Origin of the sequence: Antribacter soli (assembly GCF_021568775.1) — a bacterium.
GTDB lineage: Bacteria > Actinomycetota > Actinomycetes > Actinomycetales > Cellulomonadaceae > Antribacter > Antribacter soli.
The window spans coordinates 227,573-246,503 of the sequence record NZ_JAKGSG010000022.1 but is presented as its reverse complement, the minus strand read 5'-3'; the positions used below and the strand labels follow the sequence as shown (position 1 = coordinate 246,503).

Sequence of the window (18,931 nt, the reverse complement as noted above, 5' to 3'; positions counted from 1 at the left end):
CTGACCGGAAGCGATACCTGATGGCGTTCTCGAACCGGACCTGGCCGACCAGGCGGACCGCCTACAGGTCGTCGGGCAGGAGGCGGAAGCCTTCGTGCTCCGTGAGCGGCTTGATCGCCCGGAAGTCACGGCGGTCCAGGGTCAGCACGGTGTCCGTCTCGTACACCTCGGCCAGGGCGACGTTGAGAGCGTTCGTGAGATCGAGCTCGAGCGCCTGATAGCGACTCTGCACCTGGCGAGCCCTGCGCAGCAGGGTCGCGGGCAGCTCCGGGACGATCACCCGCAGGATCTCCTCGTTCTTGAGCACCCAGTCGTTGACCTGGAAAGCCGCCCTGCGACCGACGTTCCTGGTCGTGACGTGCTCGATCTCCAGCATCACCAGCGGTGAGACGACCGTGGCCGCCGAGCCCTTGAGAGCCGCACGCGCGGCCTCGTGCTCAGGATCGGCCACGTTCAGCGCGGCAACCAGGCCAGAGGTGTCGCCGATGACGATCACGTGTCGGAGATGCCGTCACGTACCGCCGCGCCCACGTCGTCGGCGGACACGGGACCGCCGAAGTCGAACTCGGGGATGGCCCAGTCGTCATCCCATCGGCGACCCCGGAGCGCCACGAGGTGGAACGCCTCGCGGATCAGCTCAGCCTCGGGCCGGCCCTCCCGCTCGGCGATCGCCTTGACCGCTCGGAGGTCTTCCTCGTCGACCATGACGGTCGTCCGCTTCAGCACCATGGAGTTATGGTACGGCAGTCATATACATAACTCCATGGCACGACGCGGGGGTCGCCTCCGCACCGGAAGGCCACCCCCGCGTCAGGCGAGAAGGCTCAGCCGAAGATGCGCGGCAGCGTGCCCTCGTGGGCCTCGCGGGCCTCGTCGAGGCCGATCTCGAACTGGCCCTCGACGATCACCGAGGAACCGCCGGTCACGCCGAGCCGCAGCACCGGCACGCCCGCGTCCTCGGCGAGGTGGACCAGGTCGGTCTCGTGGTCCGGCGTCACGGCGACGAGCACGCGCGCCGTCGACTCGGAGAACAACGCCACGAACGGGTCGACGGCGTCGCGCCCGGTCACGCCCTCCAGCGCGACGGACGCACCCACGCCGAAGCGCAGCGACGCCTCCAGGAGCGCCTGCGCGAGCCCGCCCTCGGAGAGGTCGTGCGCGGCTGCGGCGAGGCCGGCCCGCCGGGCGTCGACGAGCACGGACGCGAGCGCCTTCTCGGCGCCGAGGTCCACGCGCGGCGGGACGCCGCCGAGGTGAGCGTGGACGACGTCGGCCCAGGCGGAGCCGTCGAGCTCGTCACGGGTCACGCCGAGGAGCAGGAGGCGCAGGCCGGCGGCCTGCCAGCCGGACGGCACGGCGGTGCGGACGTCGTCGAGCACGCCGAGCACGCCCACCACGGGGGTGGGGTGGATCGAGGAGTCGATCTGGCCCGGCTCGCCCGTGCCGTTGTAGAGCGAGACGTTGCCGCCGGTGACGGGCACGCCGAGCTCCTGGCAGGCGTCGGCCAGACCCTCGATCGCCTCGACGAGCTGCCACATCGAGTCCGGGTGCTCCGGGGAGCCGAAGTTCAGGCAGTCGGTCACGGCGAGCGGCTCGGCACCCGCGGTCGCGACGTTGCGGTACGCCTCGGCGAGGGCCAGCGCGGCTCCGGTGCGCGGGTCGAGCTTGCCGTAGCGGCCGTTCGCGTCGGTCGCGAGCGCGACGCCGAGGCCGGTGGTCTCGTCGACGCGGATCACGCCGCCGTCGTCGGGCTGCGCGAGGGCCGTGTTGCCCTGGACGAAGCGGTCGTACTGGTTGGTGACCCAGGCCTTGGAGGCGAGGTTGGGCGAGGCGAGGAGCCTCAGCGCGGTCTCGCGCAGCTCGGGGCCCGACGCCGGACGCGCGAGCCCGGAGGCGAGCGTCCCGGACGCGTTGAGCCGGTCCTGCCAGGCCGGACGCGCGTAGGGGCGCTCGTACACCGGGCCCTCGTGCGCGACGGTCTTGGGGTCGACGTCGACGATGCGCTGGCCGTGGTGGTCGATCGTGAGGCGGCCGGAGCCGTTGACCTCGCCGATCACGGCGGTCTCGACGTCCCAGCGACCCGTGATCGCGAGGAACTCGTCGAGCTTGTCCGGATGGACGACGGCCATCATGCGCTCCTGCGACTCCGACATCAGGATCTCGCCGGCGTTCAGGGTGGGGTCGCGCAGCAGGACGTCGTCGAGGTCCACGTGCATGCCGCCGTCGCCGTTGGACGCGAGCTCGGACGTGGCGCACGAGATGCCGGCTGCGCCGAGGTCCTGGATGCCCTCCACGACCTTGGCGGCGTACAGCTCGAGACAGCACTCGATGAGGACCTTCTCCATGAAGGGGTCGCCCACCTGCACGGACGGGCGCTTGGCAGGCACGCCGTCCTCGAACGTCTCGGACGCGAGGATCGAGGCGCCGCCGATGCCGTCGCCGCCGGTGCGAGCGCCGAAGAGCACCACCTTGTTGCCGACGCCGGACGCGTTGGCGAGGTGGATGTCCTCGTGCCGCAGCACGCCCACGCAGAGCGCGTTGACGAGCGGGTTGCCCTGGTAGGAGGCGTCGAACACGAGCTCGCCGCCGATGTTGGGCAGGCCGAGCGAGTTGCCGTAGCCGCCGACGCCGCTGACCACGCCGTGCACCACGCGCGCGGTGTCGGGGTGGTTCACGTCACCGAAGCGGAGCTGGTCCATGACGGCCACGGGGCGCGCGCCCATCGAGATGATGTCGCGGACGATGCCGCCGACGCCCGTGGCCGCGCCCTGGTACGGCTCGACGAACGACGGGTGGTTGTGCGACTCGACCTTGAAGGTGACGGCCCAGCCGTCGCCGATGTCGACCACGCCGGCGTTCTCACCGATGCCGACGAGGAGGTGCTCCTTCATCTCGTCGGTGACGCGCTCGCCGAACTTGCGCAGGTGCACCTTGGAGGACTTGTAGGAGCAGTGCTCCGACCACATCACCGAGTACATCGCCAGCTCGGCGGCGGTCGGACGCCGTCCAAGGATGTCCTTGATGCGCTGGTACTCCTCCGGCTTGAGGCCGAGCTCCGCGAACGGCTGGACCTCCTCGGGGGTAGCCGCCGCGTTCTCGACGGTGTCGAGCGCGGGACGCGCAGGGGACAGCTCAGTGGCCTGGGACGTCATCGATTTCCCTCGGGTGGGTGCGGGTTTTCGGCGCACGACGGCGCGGCCCAAGTCTACCGTTCGCCCGCGAGGCACCGTCGTGAGCCAGGACACCCTTCAGCGCGGCTGAACAGTCAGCCAGTGATACTCCATGGACGCTTGACGGTGCCCGGAGCGACCATGGGCACCATGCCCCTGCGTCACTCCCTGCTCGCCGTGCTCGTCACCGTCATCTGGGGAGTGAACTTCCTCGCGATCGACTACGGGGTCGCCGACGTCCCGCCCACCCTGTTCGTCGCGATCCGCTTCGTCGTGGTGCTGCTGCCCGCGATCTTCCTGGTCCCCCGGCCGGCGGCCCCGCTGCGCGACGTCCTGCTCGTCGGCGTCTTCCTCAGCCTCGGCCAGTTCGCGCTCCTGTACCTGGCAATCGCGTTCGGCATGCCGCCGGGCCTGGCCTCGCTCGTGCTGCAGGCGCAGGTCGCCCTCACGGTCCTCTTCGCCGCGATCGGTCTCCGCGAGCGCCCGAGGCCGGCGCAGCTCACGGGCGTCGTGATCGGCGTCGCCGGGCTCGTGGTCGTGGGCCTCGGCCGCAGCGCCGCGACGCCGGCGCTGGCCTTCCTGCTCACGCTGGCCGCCGCCGCCTCGTGGGCCACGGGCAACGTCGTCGTCCGCCGGGTCGGCGTGGCCGGCGGCCTGTCCATGACCGTCTGGTCCGCCCTCGTGGTCCCGGTGCCGATGCTGGCGCTGTCGCTCGTCCTGGACGGCCCGGCGGAGGTCGGCCACGCGCTGACGCACCTCACGGGGACCGCCGTCGTGTCCACCCTCTACACCGCGTGGCTCGCGAGCCTCGTGGGCTACGGCATCTGGAACACGCTCCTCGCCCGCTACCGGGCGAGCGCGGTCGCGCCGTTCACGATGCTCGTGCCCGTCGTGGGGATCGCTGCCGCCTGGCTCGCCCAGGGCGAGGTGCCGAACGCCCTCGAGGCGGCGGGCGGCGCGGCACTCCTGGCCGGTGTGGCGGTCACGTCCGGCCTGGTCCGGCTTCCTGTCCGACGGCGGCCGAGTGAGCCTGCCGAGATAGTCGGTTCGTCCGGACGGACCAACTACCTCGGCCGACTCACGCGCGCCAAGTAGTCGGTCCGTCCGGACGGACCGACTACCTCGGCGGGTTTACGCGCCCACCGGCTCCTCCGCGGCCGGCTCCGCCGCCGCCTCCGCGGCCGGGGCCGCAGCCGCGAGGCCGCCGCCCAGCGCGTACTCCTCCTCGGGCGACAGGACGAGCCGCGTGCGCCCGAACAGGGCGAACACCGCGAGGCCCACCGCGAAGACCACGAGGAACACGACGACGGCGAGCTGGAACGTCGCGTTGAGCACGATCCCGAGGAACGCTGCGAACGAGATGACGCCCGCCACGACCGCTCCCCACACGCCTGTCGGGCTCACGTAGGGTCGCACCGCGTCGGGGAAGCGCCGCCGCAGCACCACGAACGCCGCCATCTGCATCATGTACGAGATGACGGCCCCGAACACCGCGACGAACAGGATCACGCCCGACGCCGACCCGGCCGCGTCCGGGCTCACCGCCGGGATGACGACCAGCACGAGCAGCAGGATCAGGTAGCCGACGACGGCGCCCGCCACGAGCGCGACCCACGGCGTCTTGTGCTTCGCCCCGGTGAGCGACAGGAACGTCGGGTAGTAGCCGGCGCGCGACAGCGAGTACATGTTCCGCCCGTACGCGAACATGATCCCCTGTAGCGACGCCAGCAGGCCGACCAGCGCGAACAGGGCCAGCACCGCGGCGACGCTCTCCGGCAGGAACGCCCGGAAGCCCGCGAGGAGCGGCTCGTCGCCGTCGCCGGGCGAGACCGTGATGGCGGCCGTGCCCGTCACGGCGGGGTTGAGGACCAGCACGAGCAGTCCGAAGAACGCGAGCGTCACGACACCCCACACGGAGGCGCGCGGGATGTCGCGGGTCGGGTCGTGCGCCTCCTCGGCGGCGAGCGGCAGCTCCTCGATGCCGAGGAAGAACCAGATCGCGAAGGGCAGGGCGAACAGGATCCCGACCGCCCCGAACGGCAGGAACGCCGACCCGCCCTCGGCGGGCTCGACGTCGAGCAGGCGGGACAGGTCCACGGAGCCGGTCGCGAACGCCGCCACCGCGAAGAACACGACGACCGCCATCGAGATCACGGCCACCACCAGCGCGAACCGGAAGCCGATGTGCGCGCCCAGCGCATTGATCCCGACGAACGCCGCGTACAGGATCGCCCACCACACCCAGGCGGGCAGGGACACGCCCGTCAGGGCCGCCAGCGCGGAGTCCGCGTAGACGCCGGAGAACCACACGATGACCGCCGTCGTGACGACGTACTCGATCGTCTCCGCGAAGCCCGTGACGAACCCTCCCCACGGGCCCATCGCCGCACGCGAGAACGAGTACGCCCCGCCCGTGTGCGGCATCGCGGCCGACATCTCCCCGATGGAGAAGATCATCGTGAAGTACATGACGACGATCGCGACCATCGCGATCAGCATCGCGCCCCAGCCCGTCGTCCCGAGACCGACGTTCCAGCCCGAGAAGTCGCCCGAGATCACCGCGGCGATCCCCATGCCCCAGAGTCCCCAGAACCCTGCGCTGCGTCGCAGCTCCCGCTTCGCGAAGTAACCCTCGTCTGCCGGGGTGTAGCTCACCCCGGCGGCGCCCGATGTCACGGCCATGCTGTCCTCCGTCCCGTCGCTCCGGTGGGTCACACGCCCTCGACCCCTTGTCCAGACATGCTGGCGCCGGGGTGTTCCCGCTGATCACGCGGTGCGGTTTCGTGGTCGTAACAGCCTGCGGGGCTGCGTTACGGAGTCATGACCTGTCGGGCAGAATGCCCGTATGGACCTCCGCGTCGCCGCCTACGCCGTGATCACCGACGAGGAGGAGCGGATGCTGCTCCCCCACTGGAGCGGGGGCAGCCCGCCCAGCTGGACCCTGCCGGGCGGCGGCATCGACCCGGGCGAGGACCCGGCCGACGCCGCGGTGCGGGAGGTCTTCGAGGAGAGCGGCTACCAGGTGGAGCTCGACGGGCTGCTCGGCGTCGACAGCATCGTCATCCCGGGCGCCCGCCGGCTCGTCGCCGGGCGGCCGCCGATGCACGGGATCCGGATCGTCTACCGGGCGCACGTCGTGGGCGGGGAGCTGACCGTCGAGGTCGGCGGCTCGACCGACGGGGTCGCCTGGCACACGCACGCCGAGATCGACGCGCTGGAGCGGGTCGAGCTGGTCGACACCGCGCGCCGCTGGGCGGGGCTGATCCCCTGATCTCAGGGGAATCCCAGACCAAAAACACACACTGACCTGGGGGTTTCGCGCCAATACCACGAGGTGGTTTGATTCGCACATGCAAATGCTCCGAACTTTCTCGCGTGAGGCGTTCGAGTTCGGGCTTGCTTCCTGGCGATGGTTGGGCATAAGCGGCAAGACCCCCCGCTTCACCACGCTCTTCGGCGACGTCTTCCTGGAGTCGCTCGAGGGATGGTGGTTCCTGGACACCGTCGAGGGCACGCTCGAGCTGCGCTGGACCACCGCCGTCGACATGTATGCCGAGCTCGAGACGCCCGAGGGGCGTGCCACCTACCTCCTCGACGACCTCGCGCGGGAGGCGACGCGGCGCGGCCTGCTCCTCGCCCCCGACGAGGTCTATACCTTCCAGCCCCACCCCGCCGCCGGTGGCGAGATGTCGATCGAGTACGTCACCATGGTCCGCTTCGCCCTCGCCGTGGGCTGGTCGGGCCAGGTCCACGAGCAGCTCCGCTGGCCCGGCGCAACACCCGCGGCAGACGTCGGCTGGTCGGTGTCCGCGGAGCACGTCGCCAACGCGTGGGACACAGCTTGGCAGGGCAGTGGGAACGTTCCCGCTGCACCGCCGAGCCGCGTCGTGGGCCGGCACGCGCTGCCCGCCGACCCGCACGCCGGCGCTGGTGCCGGTGCCGGTGCCGGTGCCGGCCCAGCCACCGGGACGTGGCAGGTCGACCCGGGCGCACGTGCCGGGCAGGCCGCGGAGCCCTTGGCGACCGGCACCTACCCGGCCGTGCCGACGGCGACGCAGGCCACCGTTCCGTACCAGAGCGCCGACTCGGCCAACGGGTACCCCGCCACCGGCACGTTCCAGGCGCCCGCCTACGGCACCGGCATCCAACGGGCGGTTCCGGCCACGGTCCCCGCGCCGACCGGCGGCGACCCGTACGACGCCCCGGCGGAGACCCCGGCTGTCAGCGCGGCCCCCGCCTGGGAGGACCTGTGGCGGCGGCGCTGACTCACCACCCGTAACCGCGCACGGGGGAGACGGGCCTGATCGCCGCCCGCCCCGAGCCCGGCGCGGTACGGGGCAGGACCGCGCGACGCCGGGGAGCAGCGGGCTCCACCGACGCGCCCGGACGGACCTCGGCTGCTGCTGCCCGAGCCGGCCGGAGCCTGCGATCCCGCTCCTCGCGGGCGTGCAGGCTCAGCTCGGCGGGAGTGACGGCGTGGGCGTGCTTGAGCAGCCGGGTCTCCAGCGCCGTCCGTGCACCCCGGTGCAACCCGTCGGTGTAGCCGAGGATCGTCTGGGCGTGCCCGTAGGTGATCCGGCCGCCGCGCATCGCGGCGAGCGTGCGCGGGTGCTCGTACACCAGCGCGCGCGACTCCTCCGCGAGCGCCACGACGGCGCCCTCCGACACCCGCAGCGCCCGGGCGAGGCGTGCCACGAGCTCGAGCGGGAGCACCACCGGCTCGTCGTCCGGGAGCCGGTCCTCGGGCGCGGTCGTCCCGTCCGCGGGCACCCCGTCCGTCGGCAGGGCGGGAACCACCGGCGGGACCTCCGCCGGGAACAGCTCGGGGTGCTCGTCGGCCCACGCGCGCACGGACTCGATGAGCACCGCCCGCGACGCGGCGAGGGAGGAGAGGAGGGAGTCGACCGCCGTCACGGCATCGACCGCCTCGGAGAGGGACGCGAAACCGGCCGCGACCCCCGATGCCGCACCCGCGTGAGCGAGGGCGGGAGCGGAGTGCCCCGAGCGGACGACCGCGCGACGTCCCGCGCGGCCGGCCACGGCACGACCGGGGATCTGTGCCGTCGGGACCTGAGTCACCATTGCCTTGTTCGAACGCATGTTCGAACTGTAGCGCCACCCACTGACACACGCCACCGGCAGGTGCGACCGGCGACGCGGCGCCCGCCCCGTGGTCGGCCAGCAACGCCGCGGCGGCAGGGAGAATGACCCCGTGGCTCTCGCTCGCGCCCTGACGGGCCGCCTCCTCCTCGTCCTGCTGCTGGCCGGCGGATGCACCGGCGGAGCGCCGAACACGGCCATGCCCTCGGACGACCCGGTGCCCGTGGTCACCTCCCCGCCGGCCGAGCCCGCACCGGCCCCCGAGCCGTCGCTCGCTCAGGAGTCGTTCACCCTCGGCGGCGTCACGCTGGTCGCGAGCGCCGCCGCGGTCGCGGTGGCGGTGCTCGACGACGGCACCGTCGCGGTGGACCTGACGCTCTCATCGGACAGCCCTACGGCGACCGTCGCGGTCGAGGGTCCCGGCGCGCTCGAGGCGGCGAGCGACGACACCCTCCTCGTCCTCGACGACGCCGGTGCGCCCACCGCCGCGGCAGCACCGCCCGTGGCCGGTCCGGCCGACGGCGAGCCGGCGACGGTGCGGATGCGCATACCCGCCCCCGCCCACGCGGAGCTGGAGCTGATCGCCCCGGGCGACCGGCCGTCGTCGGGCAGCCTGCGGCTCGTGCTGGCGGACCGTGCGCTCGAGAGCGCCGCCTGGGGCGAGCGCGAGGGCGGGCGGTCCCTCGCCGTCGTACCGACGCCCTGGGCGCGCGGTGCGGGGGCCGCCGGGCTCGACCTGCTGTGGTCCGAGCTGGTCGCGACCGCGCCCGACGCGGACAACCAGTCGATGCACGACCAGCTCCGGTGCCACGCCCTCGGCGCGCCTGACAAGACGAGGTGGAACCTGGAACCGTGGCGGCCGGACGTCGGGCTGGTGTCGGTCCTGGCCGCCGCCTGCAACCCCTGAGGGGGACGATTCACCCGGTCGACGACCGGGGCTCCGGGTGCGCATCTGTCCCTTCTGCGCTTTGCTGGAAGAGAGACGGTCGGCAGGGGCCGCTCTCGATGGACCCCCAGACATCTCGGGCGCCGCTCGCGCAGGACGTCCGCACGCTGCTCCGCCAGTCGGCCCGGCAGCCGCCCCACCAGGGGCTTCGCACACGTTACGGCACGGCGACCATCCTCGGCAGGGAGGCACCGATGACCCGTGTTCTCGTTCTCGCGACGATCGTCGCTCTCGGCGGCGGCGTCCTCATCGGCCTTACGTTGGCCCTCGGTCTGGCGGTCCTGGCGATCCTCGCGATCGCCCTCGCGCTCGGCGGCACCGCCGCCATCGCACTCACGGCTCCGGAGCCGGAGCCCATCCCTGCACCCGTGATCCTCACCGGGCCCCTCGCACGCCGTACGGCCGACGACGCGGCCGACGACGTCCTCGAGCCCGACGAGGCCGTCGAGGCGGGCATCGAGGAACCGGCGGCGGAGCCCGTGCCGCTACGCGTGGCGGCCCGCGCCACCGCTGCGGCGGCCTGAGCGGGCGTCCGGCACGGAGCAGGGGAACGCCCGCGTCGACGTCGACGCGGGCGTTCCTGTGCGTTGCGGACGATCAGCGCGCGGCCTTGCGCCGCGCCTTCTCGCTCACCGGCTCGTTGCCGCTCGCGCGCAGCTCGCGGTAGTACGCCAGGGCCTCGTCCTGCCGCTGCTTCTCGGCGCCGGTCGCGATCGGGGCGCGCAGGTGCTCCTCCTTGTAGCCCCACGCATCGACGACGTCGACCACGTGCGGCCGCAGCTTCTTGAGCAGCCGGTCGATGGTGCTGGTGACGACCTGGGCGCGGGTCGCGGAGAGCCGGCCGTGCAGCAGGTACCAGGCGAGGTTGCGCTCGACGGCGGTGAGCCCGTAGATGTCGCGCAGCCAGGTGAGCACCTCGCGGGTGCCGGCGTCCTCGACCGTCGCCAGCGCGTCGGTGAACGCCTCCCAGCGCAGCAGGTCGGCATACGCCTTCGCCGCCTCGAGGAGCCGCACCTGGTTGTCGTCGAAGATCTCCTGGGCGTGCACGGGGTCGGCCTTGACGGCGGGTCGCAGGGCCATCGCGACCTCCTCGACCATGGTCGCGACGCGGTCGGCGAGAAGCTCGCGCTGCGTCTCGGCGTCGCGCAGGTGAACGTTGGCGCGGCGGACGTCGCCGAGGTCGACGAGGGCCTGCGACACACGCCTCAACGGCGTGCGGTGCAGCGCCTTGTCCACGGTCTGGTCGACGACGAACTGCGCCAGGCCCGCGGCGGACCTGGTCTGCCTCGCCACCTGCTTGCCGTAGTCGCCCACGAGCCGCTTGGCGACCAGCTGCAGCAGGATGTGGTTGTCGCCCTCGAACGTCGAGTAGATGTCGAGGTCGGCGCGCAGCGACGTGAACCGGTTCTCGGTGAGGAATCCGGCGCCGCCGCAGGCCTCGCGGCACTCCTGCAGCGTGTCGAGCGCGAACCAGGTGCTGGCCGACTTGAGCGCGGCAGCGGTGGTCTCGAGGTCCTCGCGCTTCTCCGGGGTGTCCTCCTCGCCGGAGAACACGGCGTGGAACAGGTCGAGCAGCCGGTCGTGGGCGAAGTGGATCGCGAAGGTCTCGGCGATGCGGGGGAAGAGGCGGCGGCGGTGCGTCGCGTAGTCGAGCAGCGTGAGCTCCTCGACACCCTCGGCCGGCGAGAACTGGCGGCGCTCGGCCGCGTACTTCACCGCGATGGCGAGGCCGATCTTCGACGCGGCGGACGCGGCGCCGTCGAGCGACACGCGACCCTGGACGAGCGCGCCGAGCATGGTGAAGAACCGGCGGCCGGGGCTGTCGATCGAGGAGGTGTACGTGCCGTCGGCCGCGACCTGGCCGTACCGGGCCAGCAGGTCGGCGCGCGGGACGCGTACGTGGTCGAAGTGCAGCCGGCCGTTGTCGATGCCGTTGAGGCCGCCCTTCTGCCCGTCGTCCTCCCCGCCGATGCCCGGCAGGAACGCGCCCGCGGTGCCGTCGGCGTTCGTCTCCCGGATCGGCACGTAGAAGCAGTGCACGCCGTGGTTGACGCCGTTCGTGACGAGCTGCGCGAACACCGTGGCCGCCGTGGCGTGCACGGCCGCGTTGCCCAGGTAGTCCTTCCACGCCCCGCGGAACGGGGTGTGGATGACGAACTCCTCGGTCTCGGGCTCGTACGTGGCGGTGGTGCCGATCGACGCGACGTCCGAGCCGTGGCCCGTCTCCGTCATCGCGAACGCGCCGGGGACGGTGAGGTCCATCGCTCCGGGCAGCAGGCGGTCCTGCTGTTCCGGCGTGCCGAGGTGCAGGATCGCGGCCGCGAACAAGCCCCACTGCACGCCCGCCTTGATCTGCAGCGACGGGTCCGCGGCGACGAGCTCCTCGAAGCCGACGAGGTTCCCGCCCGCGTCGTCTCCACCGCCGAGCCGCTCCGGGAAGGCCTTGAGCACGTGGCCGACCGGCACCAGCTGCTTCATCTGCGCGAGGACGATCTCGCGGTGCTCCTCCTTGACGACTCCCTCCCGCTTCCACAGCTCGGGGTGCTCCGCCACCAGGCGGCGGGCCTCGGCGCGCTCGTCCTTCCAGCGGCCCAGCAGCAGCTGCTCGAGCGCCGGCACGTCCACGCGCGCCGCCGTGGTCGACGCCGGACCGGTCACCCGGGGCGCGGACGTCGCCGTCGCGCTCAGGGTCGCCGGGGCGGCGTCCGCCGACGTCTGCGTCGCCGATGCCACGGGTTCGGAGGTTGTCGTCATCGGTTCTCCTCGGTTCTCGGGGTGGTGGAACGGGTCCGGTCGTGGTCGGGCCGGTCATGGTGGAGCACGCCGACGGGCCCGGTCCAGAGCCACAGCGTGACGCGCTCGGTGAGCTGCTCGCGGGTGAGCGTCCCAGTGCCCTCCGGCCGGTGGCCAAGCCACCACTCGCCGGAGCCGCGGACGAAGCCGACGGCACCGGCGGCCCAGGCCGCGGCGTCGGCCGGTGAGACGTCGGTGGCTCGCGCGAAGGGCTCGGCGACGAGCTCGATCACGGAGTCGAGGTAGGCGCCGAGAGGGGTGCCGGACGAGCCGACGGCGGCGTCGAGCGCCTGCTCGGCGGCCCGGCGGGCCGCACGACCGGTCGCCTCGGCGGGTGCCGCGGGCTCGTTGCCGCCGATCGCGGTCCGGGTCACGAACCAGTAGACGTTCGGCGAGCTCTCGATCATCTCCAGGTACACGCGCACCATCTGGCGCAGCGCGGACTCGGGCGACGACGCGGCGTCGGCCGCCTCCTTGAGCGCGTCGTGCATCTGCGCCACGACGGTCTCGGCGACGGCGAGCCGCAGGCCTGCCTTGTCGTCGAAGTAGCGGTAGACGATCGACTTGGAGGTACCGGCCGCTGCGGCGATCTCGTCCATGGAGACCGCCGGCCCGAGGCGGTGCACGGCCTTGCGGGCGGCGTGCACGAGCTCCGCCCGGCGCGCCGTCCTATGGTCGTCCCAACGGGTGGAGCGACCGTCGACGCTGACGCTCATCGATCCCCCTTGCCTCTGCCTTGAGAAGGTCTTGTGATCGGTCTCACGAGACCGAGAGTATCAGGTACTGTGAGTCCTGGGCACAAGTGCGTGCCCGCGCACGAGCCAGCCCGACCTGTCCGACGACGGAGTGAGAAGGAACCGCGATCGTGGCTACGAACCAGCCCCCTACAGCTGCCCCCCGAGACGCCTACATCGTCGGCGGGAACCGCATCCCGTTCTCCCGGGCGGGCAAGAAGTACGTCAACGCGAGCAACCAGGAGATGTTCACCGCGGCCCTCGAGGGCCTCGTCGCCCGCTTCGGGCTCCAGGGCGAACGCCTGGGCGAGGTAGCCGGCGGCGCGGTGCTCAAGCACAGCCGCGACTTCAACCTGATCCGCGAGTCCGTCCTCGGCTCGTCGCTGTCGGCGCAGACGCCGGCGTACGACGTGCAGCAGGCGTGCGCGACCGGCCTCGAGGCCGCCATCGCGGTGACGAACAAGATCCGCCTCGGCCAGATCGAGTCGGCGATCGCCGGCGGCACCGACACGGTGTCCGACGCGCCGATCGCCGTGAGCGAGCGCCTCCGCAAGGCCCTGCTCGAGGCCAACCACGCCAAGACCCTCGGCGCGCGGATCAGGCCGTTCACCCGGCTGAAGCCGGCCGACCTGGCGCCCGCGTCCCCGAGCACGAGCGAGCCGCGCACCGGCCTGTCGATGGGTGAGCACCAGGCGATCACGACGGCGAAGTGGGGCATCGCCCGCGAGGCGCAGGACGAGGTCGCGCTGAACAGCCACCACAACCTTGCGCGCGCGTGGGACGCCGGCTTTTTCGACGACCTGGTCACGCCGTTCCGCGGCCTCACGCGCGACGACAACCTGCGCGGCGACACGTCGCTGGAGAAGCTCTCCAAGCTCAAGCCGGTCTTCGGCCTGAAGCTTCCCGAGCCGGCCGTGCCGACGATGACGGCGGGCAACTCGACCCCGCTGACCGACGGCGCCTCCGCCGTGCTGTTCGCGTCCCGCGAGTGGGCCGACGCCCACGACCTGCCCGTCCTGGCGCGGTTCGTGGACGCCGAGACCGCCGCCGTGGACTTCGTGCACGGGCACGAGGGCCTGCTCATGGCACCGGTGCACGCCGTGCCGCGCCTGCTCGCCCGCAACGGTCTCGCCCTCGAGGACATCGACTTCTTCGAGATCCACGAGGCCTTCGCCTCGACGGTCCTCACCACGTTCGCGGCCTGGGAGGACGAGGAGTACTGCCGCACGGAGCTCGGCCTCGACGGCGCCTTCGGCAAGGTCGACCGCTCGCGCCTCAACGTGAACGGCTCCTCGCTCGCCGCGGGCCACCCGTTCGCCGCGACCGGCGGCCGCATCATCGCCACCGCCGCCAAGCTCGTCGCCGCCAGGGCGGCCGAGACCGGGCGGCCGGCGCGGGCCCTCATCTCGGTCTGCGCCGCGGGCGGCCTGGGCGCCACCGCGATCGTCGAGTCCGCCTGACCACCTCACCTCACCCGTTGAGTGCGGTGCATCCGTTGGGCTGGGCCCGGCAGACCCGACAGATCTCCCGCACTCAACAGGATCACCTGACCTGAAAGGTGCCCTCGTGGCTGACAAGTACACCCAGGCCGTCAACACCGGCTTCACCAGGACCCTCGCAAAGCGGCTCGGCCTGCCCCGGCCCAGCCTCCTGCGCCGGCACACGCCGGGCGCCCCCCTCACGGTGGGCCCGGTCCTCGTCGTGTCCGACGACGCCTCGGTCGCCGACGCGGACGTCATCGCCAAGGCGCTGCTCGGCTGGGACCTCGACGTGCGCCGCTCGGCCGAGAGCACCGCCGGCGACGAGCACTTCCGCTGGGGAGCCGTCGTCCTGGTCCTCACCGGCGCGCAGACGCCGGAATCGGTGTCCGGCGCCGTCCTGGCGGCCGGGTCCACGTTGCGCCGTCTCGCCCCGAACGGCCGCGTCGTGACCGTGTCCCGCGCTCCCGAGTCCGGGGACGCCCCCGCTGTGGCCGCGACCCGCGCGGGCGTCGAGGGCTTCCTCCGCTCGGTCGCCAAGGAGCTGCGGGCGGGCGCCACCGGCAACGCCGTCCAGCTCACCGGCGGCGCCGAGGTGGACTCGGCGTCCGCGCTCGCCGCCGTCAGGTTCTTCCTCTCAGCGAAGTCCGCTTACGTGGACGGGCAGGTGCTCCCCGTGGGCCCGTCCGGCGCGGCCGTCGACACCGCGTACTGGGAGCGCCCGCTGGAGGGCAAGGTCGCCGTCGTCACGGGGGCCGCCCGCGGCATCGGCGCGGCCATCGCGAAGACGCTCGCGCGGGACGGCGCCACCGTCGTCGTCGTGGACGTGCCGCCCGCCGGGGAGGCGCTGACCGCCGTGGCGAACGAGGTCAAGGGCACCGCCCTGCAGCTCGACGTCACCGCGCCCGACGCCGGGGCGAAGATCCTGGAGCACGCGACCGGCCGCCACGGCCGCCTCGACATCGTGGTGCACAACGCGGGCATCCTGCGCGACAAGCTGCTCGCCAACATGGACGCCGCGAAGTGGGACTCCGTCATCGCGGTGAACCTGGCCTCCCAGCTCCGCATCGACGAGTACCTGCTCGGTGCCGGCGTCGAGGGCCTGCACATCGTGTCGCTCGCCTCGACCAGCGGCATCGCGGGCAACAAGGGCCAGAGCAACTACGCGTTCTCCAAGTCCGGCGTCATCGGCCGCACGGCGGCCACCGCGCCGCTCGTCGCTGCCCTGAACGGCACGATCAACGCCGTCGCGCCCGGCTTCATCGAGACCGACATGACCAGGTCGATCCCGTTCGCGACGCGCGAGGTGGCCCGCCGTCTCTCGTCGCTCCTGCAAGGCGGCCAGCCGGTCGACGTGGCCGAGGCCATCGCCTTCCTCGCGTCGCCCGCGGCAGCCGGTGTCAACGGCCAGGTGCTGCGCGTGTGCGGCCAGAACCTGGTGGGTAAGTGACCGGCGGCCCGGCGTCGGACGGCCGGCGGGTCGAGGACCTGCCGGGGCTGCCCGGCCTGGGCGGGCTGTACGTGAAGGGCGCGGCCGCCTCCGCCACGAAGCGGCCTCGGCCCGGCGGCGTCACGCTGCCCGCCGTGACGTACCGGGTGCCCGGTGTCGCGACGGGCGACCCGGCGACCGCCGCCCGCCTGCGTGCCTACCAGGACCTGGTCGGCGAGCCGGCGTCCGACGTCCTGCCCGCCGGGTTCCTGCACGTGCTCGTCTTCCCGGTGGCCACGGCGCTCATGGTGCGCGGCGACTTCCCGCTGCCGCTGCTCGGCATGGTGCACCTGCGCAACGCGATCCGCATGCTGCGGCCGGTGCGGCTCGGGGACGTCCTGGAGGTCCGCGCGTGGGCCGAGAACCCGCGCCCGCACCGGCGCGGCGTCCAGGTGGACGTGGTCGCCGAGGCGGACGTCTCAGGGGAGCTCGCGTGGCGCGGCGTCTCGACGTACCTCGCCAAGGGCTTCCAGGTGGCGGGCGCGCCCGGCTCTGCGACGGCCGAGTCCGCTGAGCCCTCCGAGCCCGTCGAGGCCCGGGACTTCTGGACCCCGCCGCTGCCGACCGGCCGCTGGCGCCTCGACGCCGGGACCGGCCGCGCGTACGGCGCCGTCTCCGGGGACCGGAACCCGATCCACATGTCGGCGCTGTCCGCCAAGGCGTTCGGCTTCCCGAAGGCGATCGCGCACGGCATGTACACGGCGGCGCGAGCGCTGGCCGACGTCGGCCCGGCGCATCGCGGCGAGGCGTACGAGTGGACGGTCGAGTTCTTCAGACCGGTGCTGCTGCCCGGCACCGTCGACGTGGCGATCCGCCGCACCGGCGGCGTGGTGCACCCTGGTGAGCGACCGGCGTCGGGCAGCAGCTACGTCTATGACGGCTGGCGCCCGGGCAAGGACACCCGCCACTTCACGGGCACGGTGACCCCGCTTCCCCTCCCGCCGAAGGAGTAGGGGATGAGGGAGAACGGAGCGGAGCCGCCGGCTCCGCTCCGTTCTCCTGTGCCGATCCGACGGAAACCTTTTCCGCGGATTGCGACACCGGCCGCGACACCTGGCCTGGCGTAAACCCGCCGTGACGTATCCTCGCCACGCGAGGGTCGATATCGGAGGTTTGCGAGGTTCCATGCTCAGCAACGTGGTCGGCCTGACCACTACCCAGTCGCTCGCGTACCGCGAGCTCGTCGGGGCTCCTTCCCTTGACGCGGGGGAGCTCTCGAAGCGCCTCGGCTGCGCCCCCGCAGATGCCTACGGCGTGCTCCTCGCCCTGGAGGAGCACGGCCTCGTGGCCCGGCAGAGCGCCGACGGCAACCGCTTCCAGGCCGCGCCGCCGGAGATCGCGCTCGGCGCGCTGCTCTCGCGCCGCACGGACGAGATCCGGCTCGCCCAGATCGAGCTGACGCGGCTCGAGGAGGAGTACCGGCGGGCGTCGTCGCTCCGCCCGGCCACGGACGTCGTCGATGTGGTGCGCGGAGCGGACGCCGTGCGGCAGCGGATCACGCAGCTCCAGCTCGGCGCCCGCGAGCAGGTCGACGCCTTCGTGCGCCCGCCGGTCTTCGTCATGGAGGCGGAGGAGAACGCCGCCGAGGACCAGGCGGTCGCACGCGGCGTCCGGTACCGGGTGGTCGCCGACCGCGCCCTGCTCGACTCCGGGAAGCTCACCGTCGCGGCCGCCACGGCGGCGGTCCGCGCCGGCGAGGAGCTCCGGATCGCGGAGTCCGTCCCCCTCAAGCTCGTGATCATCGACCGCCGGCTGGCGTACCTGCCCCTCACGTCGGTGGTCGACCCGGAGAACGACCCCGAGATGGTGGGCGCCCTGCTCATCCACCAGGGGTCACTGCTCGACGCGCTGCTCGCCCTATTCGACGCGGCCTGGCGGGACGCCACGCCGTTCGTGGTGCCCGGCAGCGGGCCGGCGGGCCTGGACCTGGAGGACCAGGACCTGCGCATCCTCGGGCTGCTCCTGGCGGGGATGACCGACCAGGCGGTCGCCAACCAGCTCGATCTCTCGCTGCGCACGGTGCAGCGTCGCGTCAAGGTGCTCATGGACCTCGCGGAGGTGTCCACGCGGATCCAGCTCGGCTGGGTCGCCGGGCGCAAGGGCTGGCTCTAGCGAGAAAAAACCCGGGGCCCCGGCGCCGGGAAGTTGGGTAGCGTGCGTCGCATGGTCACACTGGGGTGCGTCGTCCTCCCGTCCAACCCGCCGTCCCGCTTCGTGCCGCTCGCCCGCGCCGCCGACGCGGCCGGCCTCGAGGAGGTCTGGCTCTGGGAGGACTGCTTCCGGGAGACGGGAGTCGCCGGCGCCGCCGGGATCCTCGGCGCCACGTCGAACCTCCGCGTGGGCGTCGGCGTGCTGCCGGTGCCGCTGCGCAACGTGGCCCTGACGGCGATGGAGATCGCCACGCTGGAGGGCATGTTCCCGGGACGGTTCCTGCCGGGTATCGGGCACGGGGTCCTCGACTGGATGGGTCAGGTCGGTGCGCGCGCCGCCTCGCCGCTCACGCTGTTGCGCGAGTACGCGACGGCCCTGCGCGCCCTGCTCGCGGGCGAGCGCCTGACGGTCTCGGGCCGGTACATCTCCCTGGACGACGTGGTTCTCGACTGGCCCCCCGCCACTGCGCCGCGAGTGCTCGCGGCCGCACAGGGTCCCAAGACGCTGCGCCTGGTCGGAGAGGTCGCCGACGGCGTCGTGATCACCGCCGACACCGGCCTGGCCGGCGCGCGCGACGCGCTCGTCCTCATCGAGGAGGGCCGTGCCGCCGTCGGCCGCACCGACCCGTTCCACGTCGTCGCCAACGTCTCGGCTGCCACGGGCGACGACGCCGTGGAGCGGCTGCGCCGCCGGGTCGCCGAGTGGGGCATCGACGTCTCCGACGACGAGAAGCTGGCCGGGTACGCGATCTGGGGCGACGCCGAGGAGTTCGCCGCGGGCGTCCGCCGCTTCGCGGAGGCCGGGGTGGACACCGTGGTCGTCCAGCCGACCGACGACGACCCTGACCAGGAGGGCCTGCTCCGCTTCCTGGGCGAGAAGGTGCGCCCGCTCGTCAGCTGAGTTCCGCGTTCCCGCTCCGACCAGCGGACACACGATCGGCAGTACGTCGGATGATCGGCAGCCCGGGCTACCGATCATCCGACGTACTGCCGATCAAAGGCCGGTGAGTGGGGCCCGGGCGACGCGGCTCGGTCGATGTCTTCGCTCGCCTGAGCCTGCGGTTCCGCTCC

At 72.8% G+C, this 18,931-nt stretch carries 17 protein-coding genes; 10 read left to right on the top strand and 7 right to left on the bottom strand.

Going from position 1 to position 18,931, the window contains the following annotated elements:
• Window positions 1-61: 61 nt before the first annotated feature.
• The 3 genes from L1785_RS06975 to purL form a co-directional block, all read right to left on the bottom strand.
• On the bottom strand, window positions 62-496 hold the full coding sequence (locus tag L1785_RS06975; RefSeq protein WP_236088479.1) for a PIN domain-containing protein: 435 nt from the start codon (window positions 494-496) through the stop codon (window positions 62-64).
• Window positions 493-729, bottom strand: coding sequence for a ribbon-helix-helix protein, CopG family (locus L1785_RS06970; RefSeq protein WP_236088478.1), 237 nt, complete (start codon window positions 727-729; stop codon window positions 493-495). The genes L1785_RS06975 and L1785_RS06970 overlap by 4 nt, the downstream gene beginning before the upstream one ends.
• Before the next feature lie 95 nt (window positions 730-824).
• Window positions 825-3,152 carry a phosphoribosylformylglycinamidine synthase subunit PurL gene (purL, locus tag L1785_RS06965; protein WP_236088477.1) on the bottom strand — a complete coding sequence of 776 codons (2,328 nt, stop codon included), beginning with the start codon at window positions 3,150-3,152 and terminating at the stop codon, window positions 825-827.
• A gap of 168 nt (window positions 3,153-3,320) precedes the next feature.
• On the opposite strand from purL, the gene L1785_RS06960 reads away from it, so the two are divergent.
• Window positions 3,321-4,265, top strand: a complete 945-nt coding sequence (locus L1785_RS06960) for an EamA family transporter (RefSeq protein WP_236088491.1) — start codon at window positions 3,321-3,323, stop codon at window positions 4,263-4,265.
• 36 nt (window positions 4,266-4,301) lie between these two features.
• Here L1785_RS06960 and L1785_RS06955 read toward each other — a convergent pair whose 3' ends face one another.
• Entirely contained in the window at window positions 4,302-5,852 is a 1,551-nt protein-coding gene (locus L1785_RS06955; protein WP_236088476.1) for an amino acid permease, read from the bottom strand.
• 163 nt (window positions 5,853-6,015) lie between these two features.
• Here L1785_RS06955 and L1785_RS06950 point away from each other — a divergent pair, with 163 nt between their 5' ends.
• Both L1785_RS06950 and L1785_RS06945 read left to right on the top strand, forming a co-directional pair.
• On the top strand, window positions 6,016-6,441 hold the full coding sequence (locus tag L1785_RS06950; protein WP_236088475.1) for an NUDIX hydrolase: 426 nt from the start codon (window positions 6,016-6,018) through the stop codon (window positions 6,439-6,441).
• Window positions 6,442-6,520: 79 nt separating this feature from the next.
• Window positions 6,521-7,435 (top strand): T6SS immunity protein Tdi1 domain-containing protein, encoded by a 915-nt coding sequence (locus L1785_RS06945; protein WP_236088474.1) that lies wholly within the window; start codon window positions 6,521-6,523, stop codon window positions 7,433-7,435.
• Between the two features lies 1 nt (window position 7,436).
• Here the strand turns inward: L1785_RS06945 and L1785_RS06940 are convergent, their stop codons facing one another.
• Complete coding sequence (locus L1785_RS06940; RefSeq protein WP_236088473.1) at window positions 7,437-8,270, bottom strand: DUF222 domain-containing protein; 834 nt, start codon at window positions 8,268-8,270, stop codon at window positions 7,437-7,439.
• A gap of 112 nt (window positions 8,271-8,382) precedes the next feature.
• Here L1785_RS06940 and L1785_RS23180 point away from each other — a divergent pair, with 112 nt between their 5' ends.
• Complete coding sequence (locus L1785_RS23180; protein ID WP_236088472.1) at window positions 8,383-9,177, top strand: DUF2599 domain-containing protein; 795 nt, start codon at window positions 8,383-8,385, stop codon at window positions 9,175-9,177.
• Window positions 9,178-9,410: 233 nt separating this feature from the next.
• Window positions 9,411-9,740: a hypothetical protein gene (locus L1785_RS06930; RefSeq protein WP_236088471.1), complete on the top strand. Its 330-nt coding sequence runs from the start codon at window positions 9,411-9,413 to the stop codon at window positions 9,738-9,740.
• A gap of 73 nt (window positions 9,741-9,813) precedes the next feature.
• On the opposite strand, the gene L1785_RS06925 is transcribed toward L1785_RS06930, so the two are convergent.
• Window positions 9,814-11,970 (bottom strand): acyl-CoA dehydrogenase family protein, encoded by a 2,157-nt coding sequence (locus L1785_RS06925; protein ID WP_236088470.1) that lies wholly within the window; start codon window positions 11,968-11,970, stop codon window positions 9,814-9,816.
• Window positions 11,967-12,725, bottom strand: a complete 759-nt coding sequence (locus L1785_RS06920; RefSeq protein ID WP_236088469.1) for a TetR/AcrR family transcriptional regulator — start codon at window positions 12,723-12,725, stop codon at window positions 11,967-11,969. The genes L1785_RS06925 and L1785_RS06920 overlap by 4 nt, the downstream gene beginning before the upstream one ends.
• A 149-nt stretch (window positions 12,726-12,874) precedes the next feature.
• Here L1785_RS06920 and L1785_RS06915 point away from each other — a divergent pair, with 149 nt between their 5' ends.
• From L1785_RS06915 to L1785_RS06895, 5 genes are all read left to right on the top strand, one after another.
• Window positions 12,875-14,203, top strand: a complete 1,329-nt coding sequence (locus L1785_RS06915; RefSeq protein WP_236088468.1) for an acetyl-CoA C-acetyltransferase — start codon at window positions 12,875-12,877, stop codon at window positions 14,201-14,203.
• A gap of 106 nt (window positions 14,204-14,309) precedes the next feature.
• Entirely contained in the window at window positions 14,310-15,671 is a 1,362-nt protein-coding gene (locus tag L1785_RS06910; protein ID WP_236088467.1) for a 3-oxoacyl-ACP reductase, read from the top strand.
• On the top strand, window positions 15,668-16,663 hold the full coding sequence (locus tag L1785_RS06905; protein ID WP_236088466.1) for a MaoC family dehydratase: 996 nt from the start codon (window positions 15,668-15,670) through the stop codon (window positions 16,661-16,663). Before L1785_RS06910 ends, L1785_RS06905 begins: the two co-directional genes overlap by 4 nt.
• A gap of 172 nt (window positions 16,664-16,835) precedes the next feature.
• On the top strand, window positions 16,836-17,822 hold the full coding sequence (locus L1785_RS06900) for a helix-turn-helix domain-containing protein (RefSeq protein WP_236088465.1): 987 nt from the start codon (window positions 16,836-16,838) through the stop codon (window positions 17,820-17,822).
• Between the two features lie 51 nt (window positions 17,823-17,873).
• Entirely contained in the window at window positions 17,874-18,761 is an 888-nt protein-coding gene (locus L1785_RS06895) for an LLM class flavin-dependent oxidoreductase (RefSeq protein ID WP_236088464.1), read from the top strand.
• Window positions 18,762-18,931 lie beyond the last annotated feature (170 nt).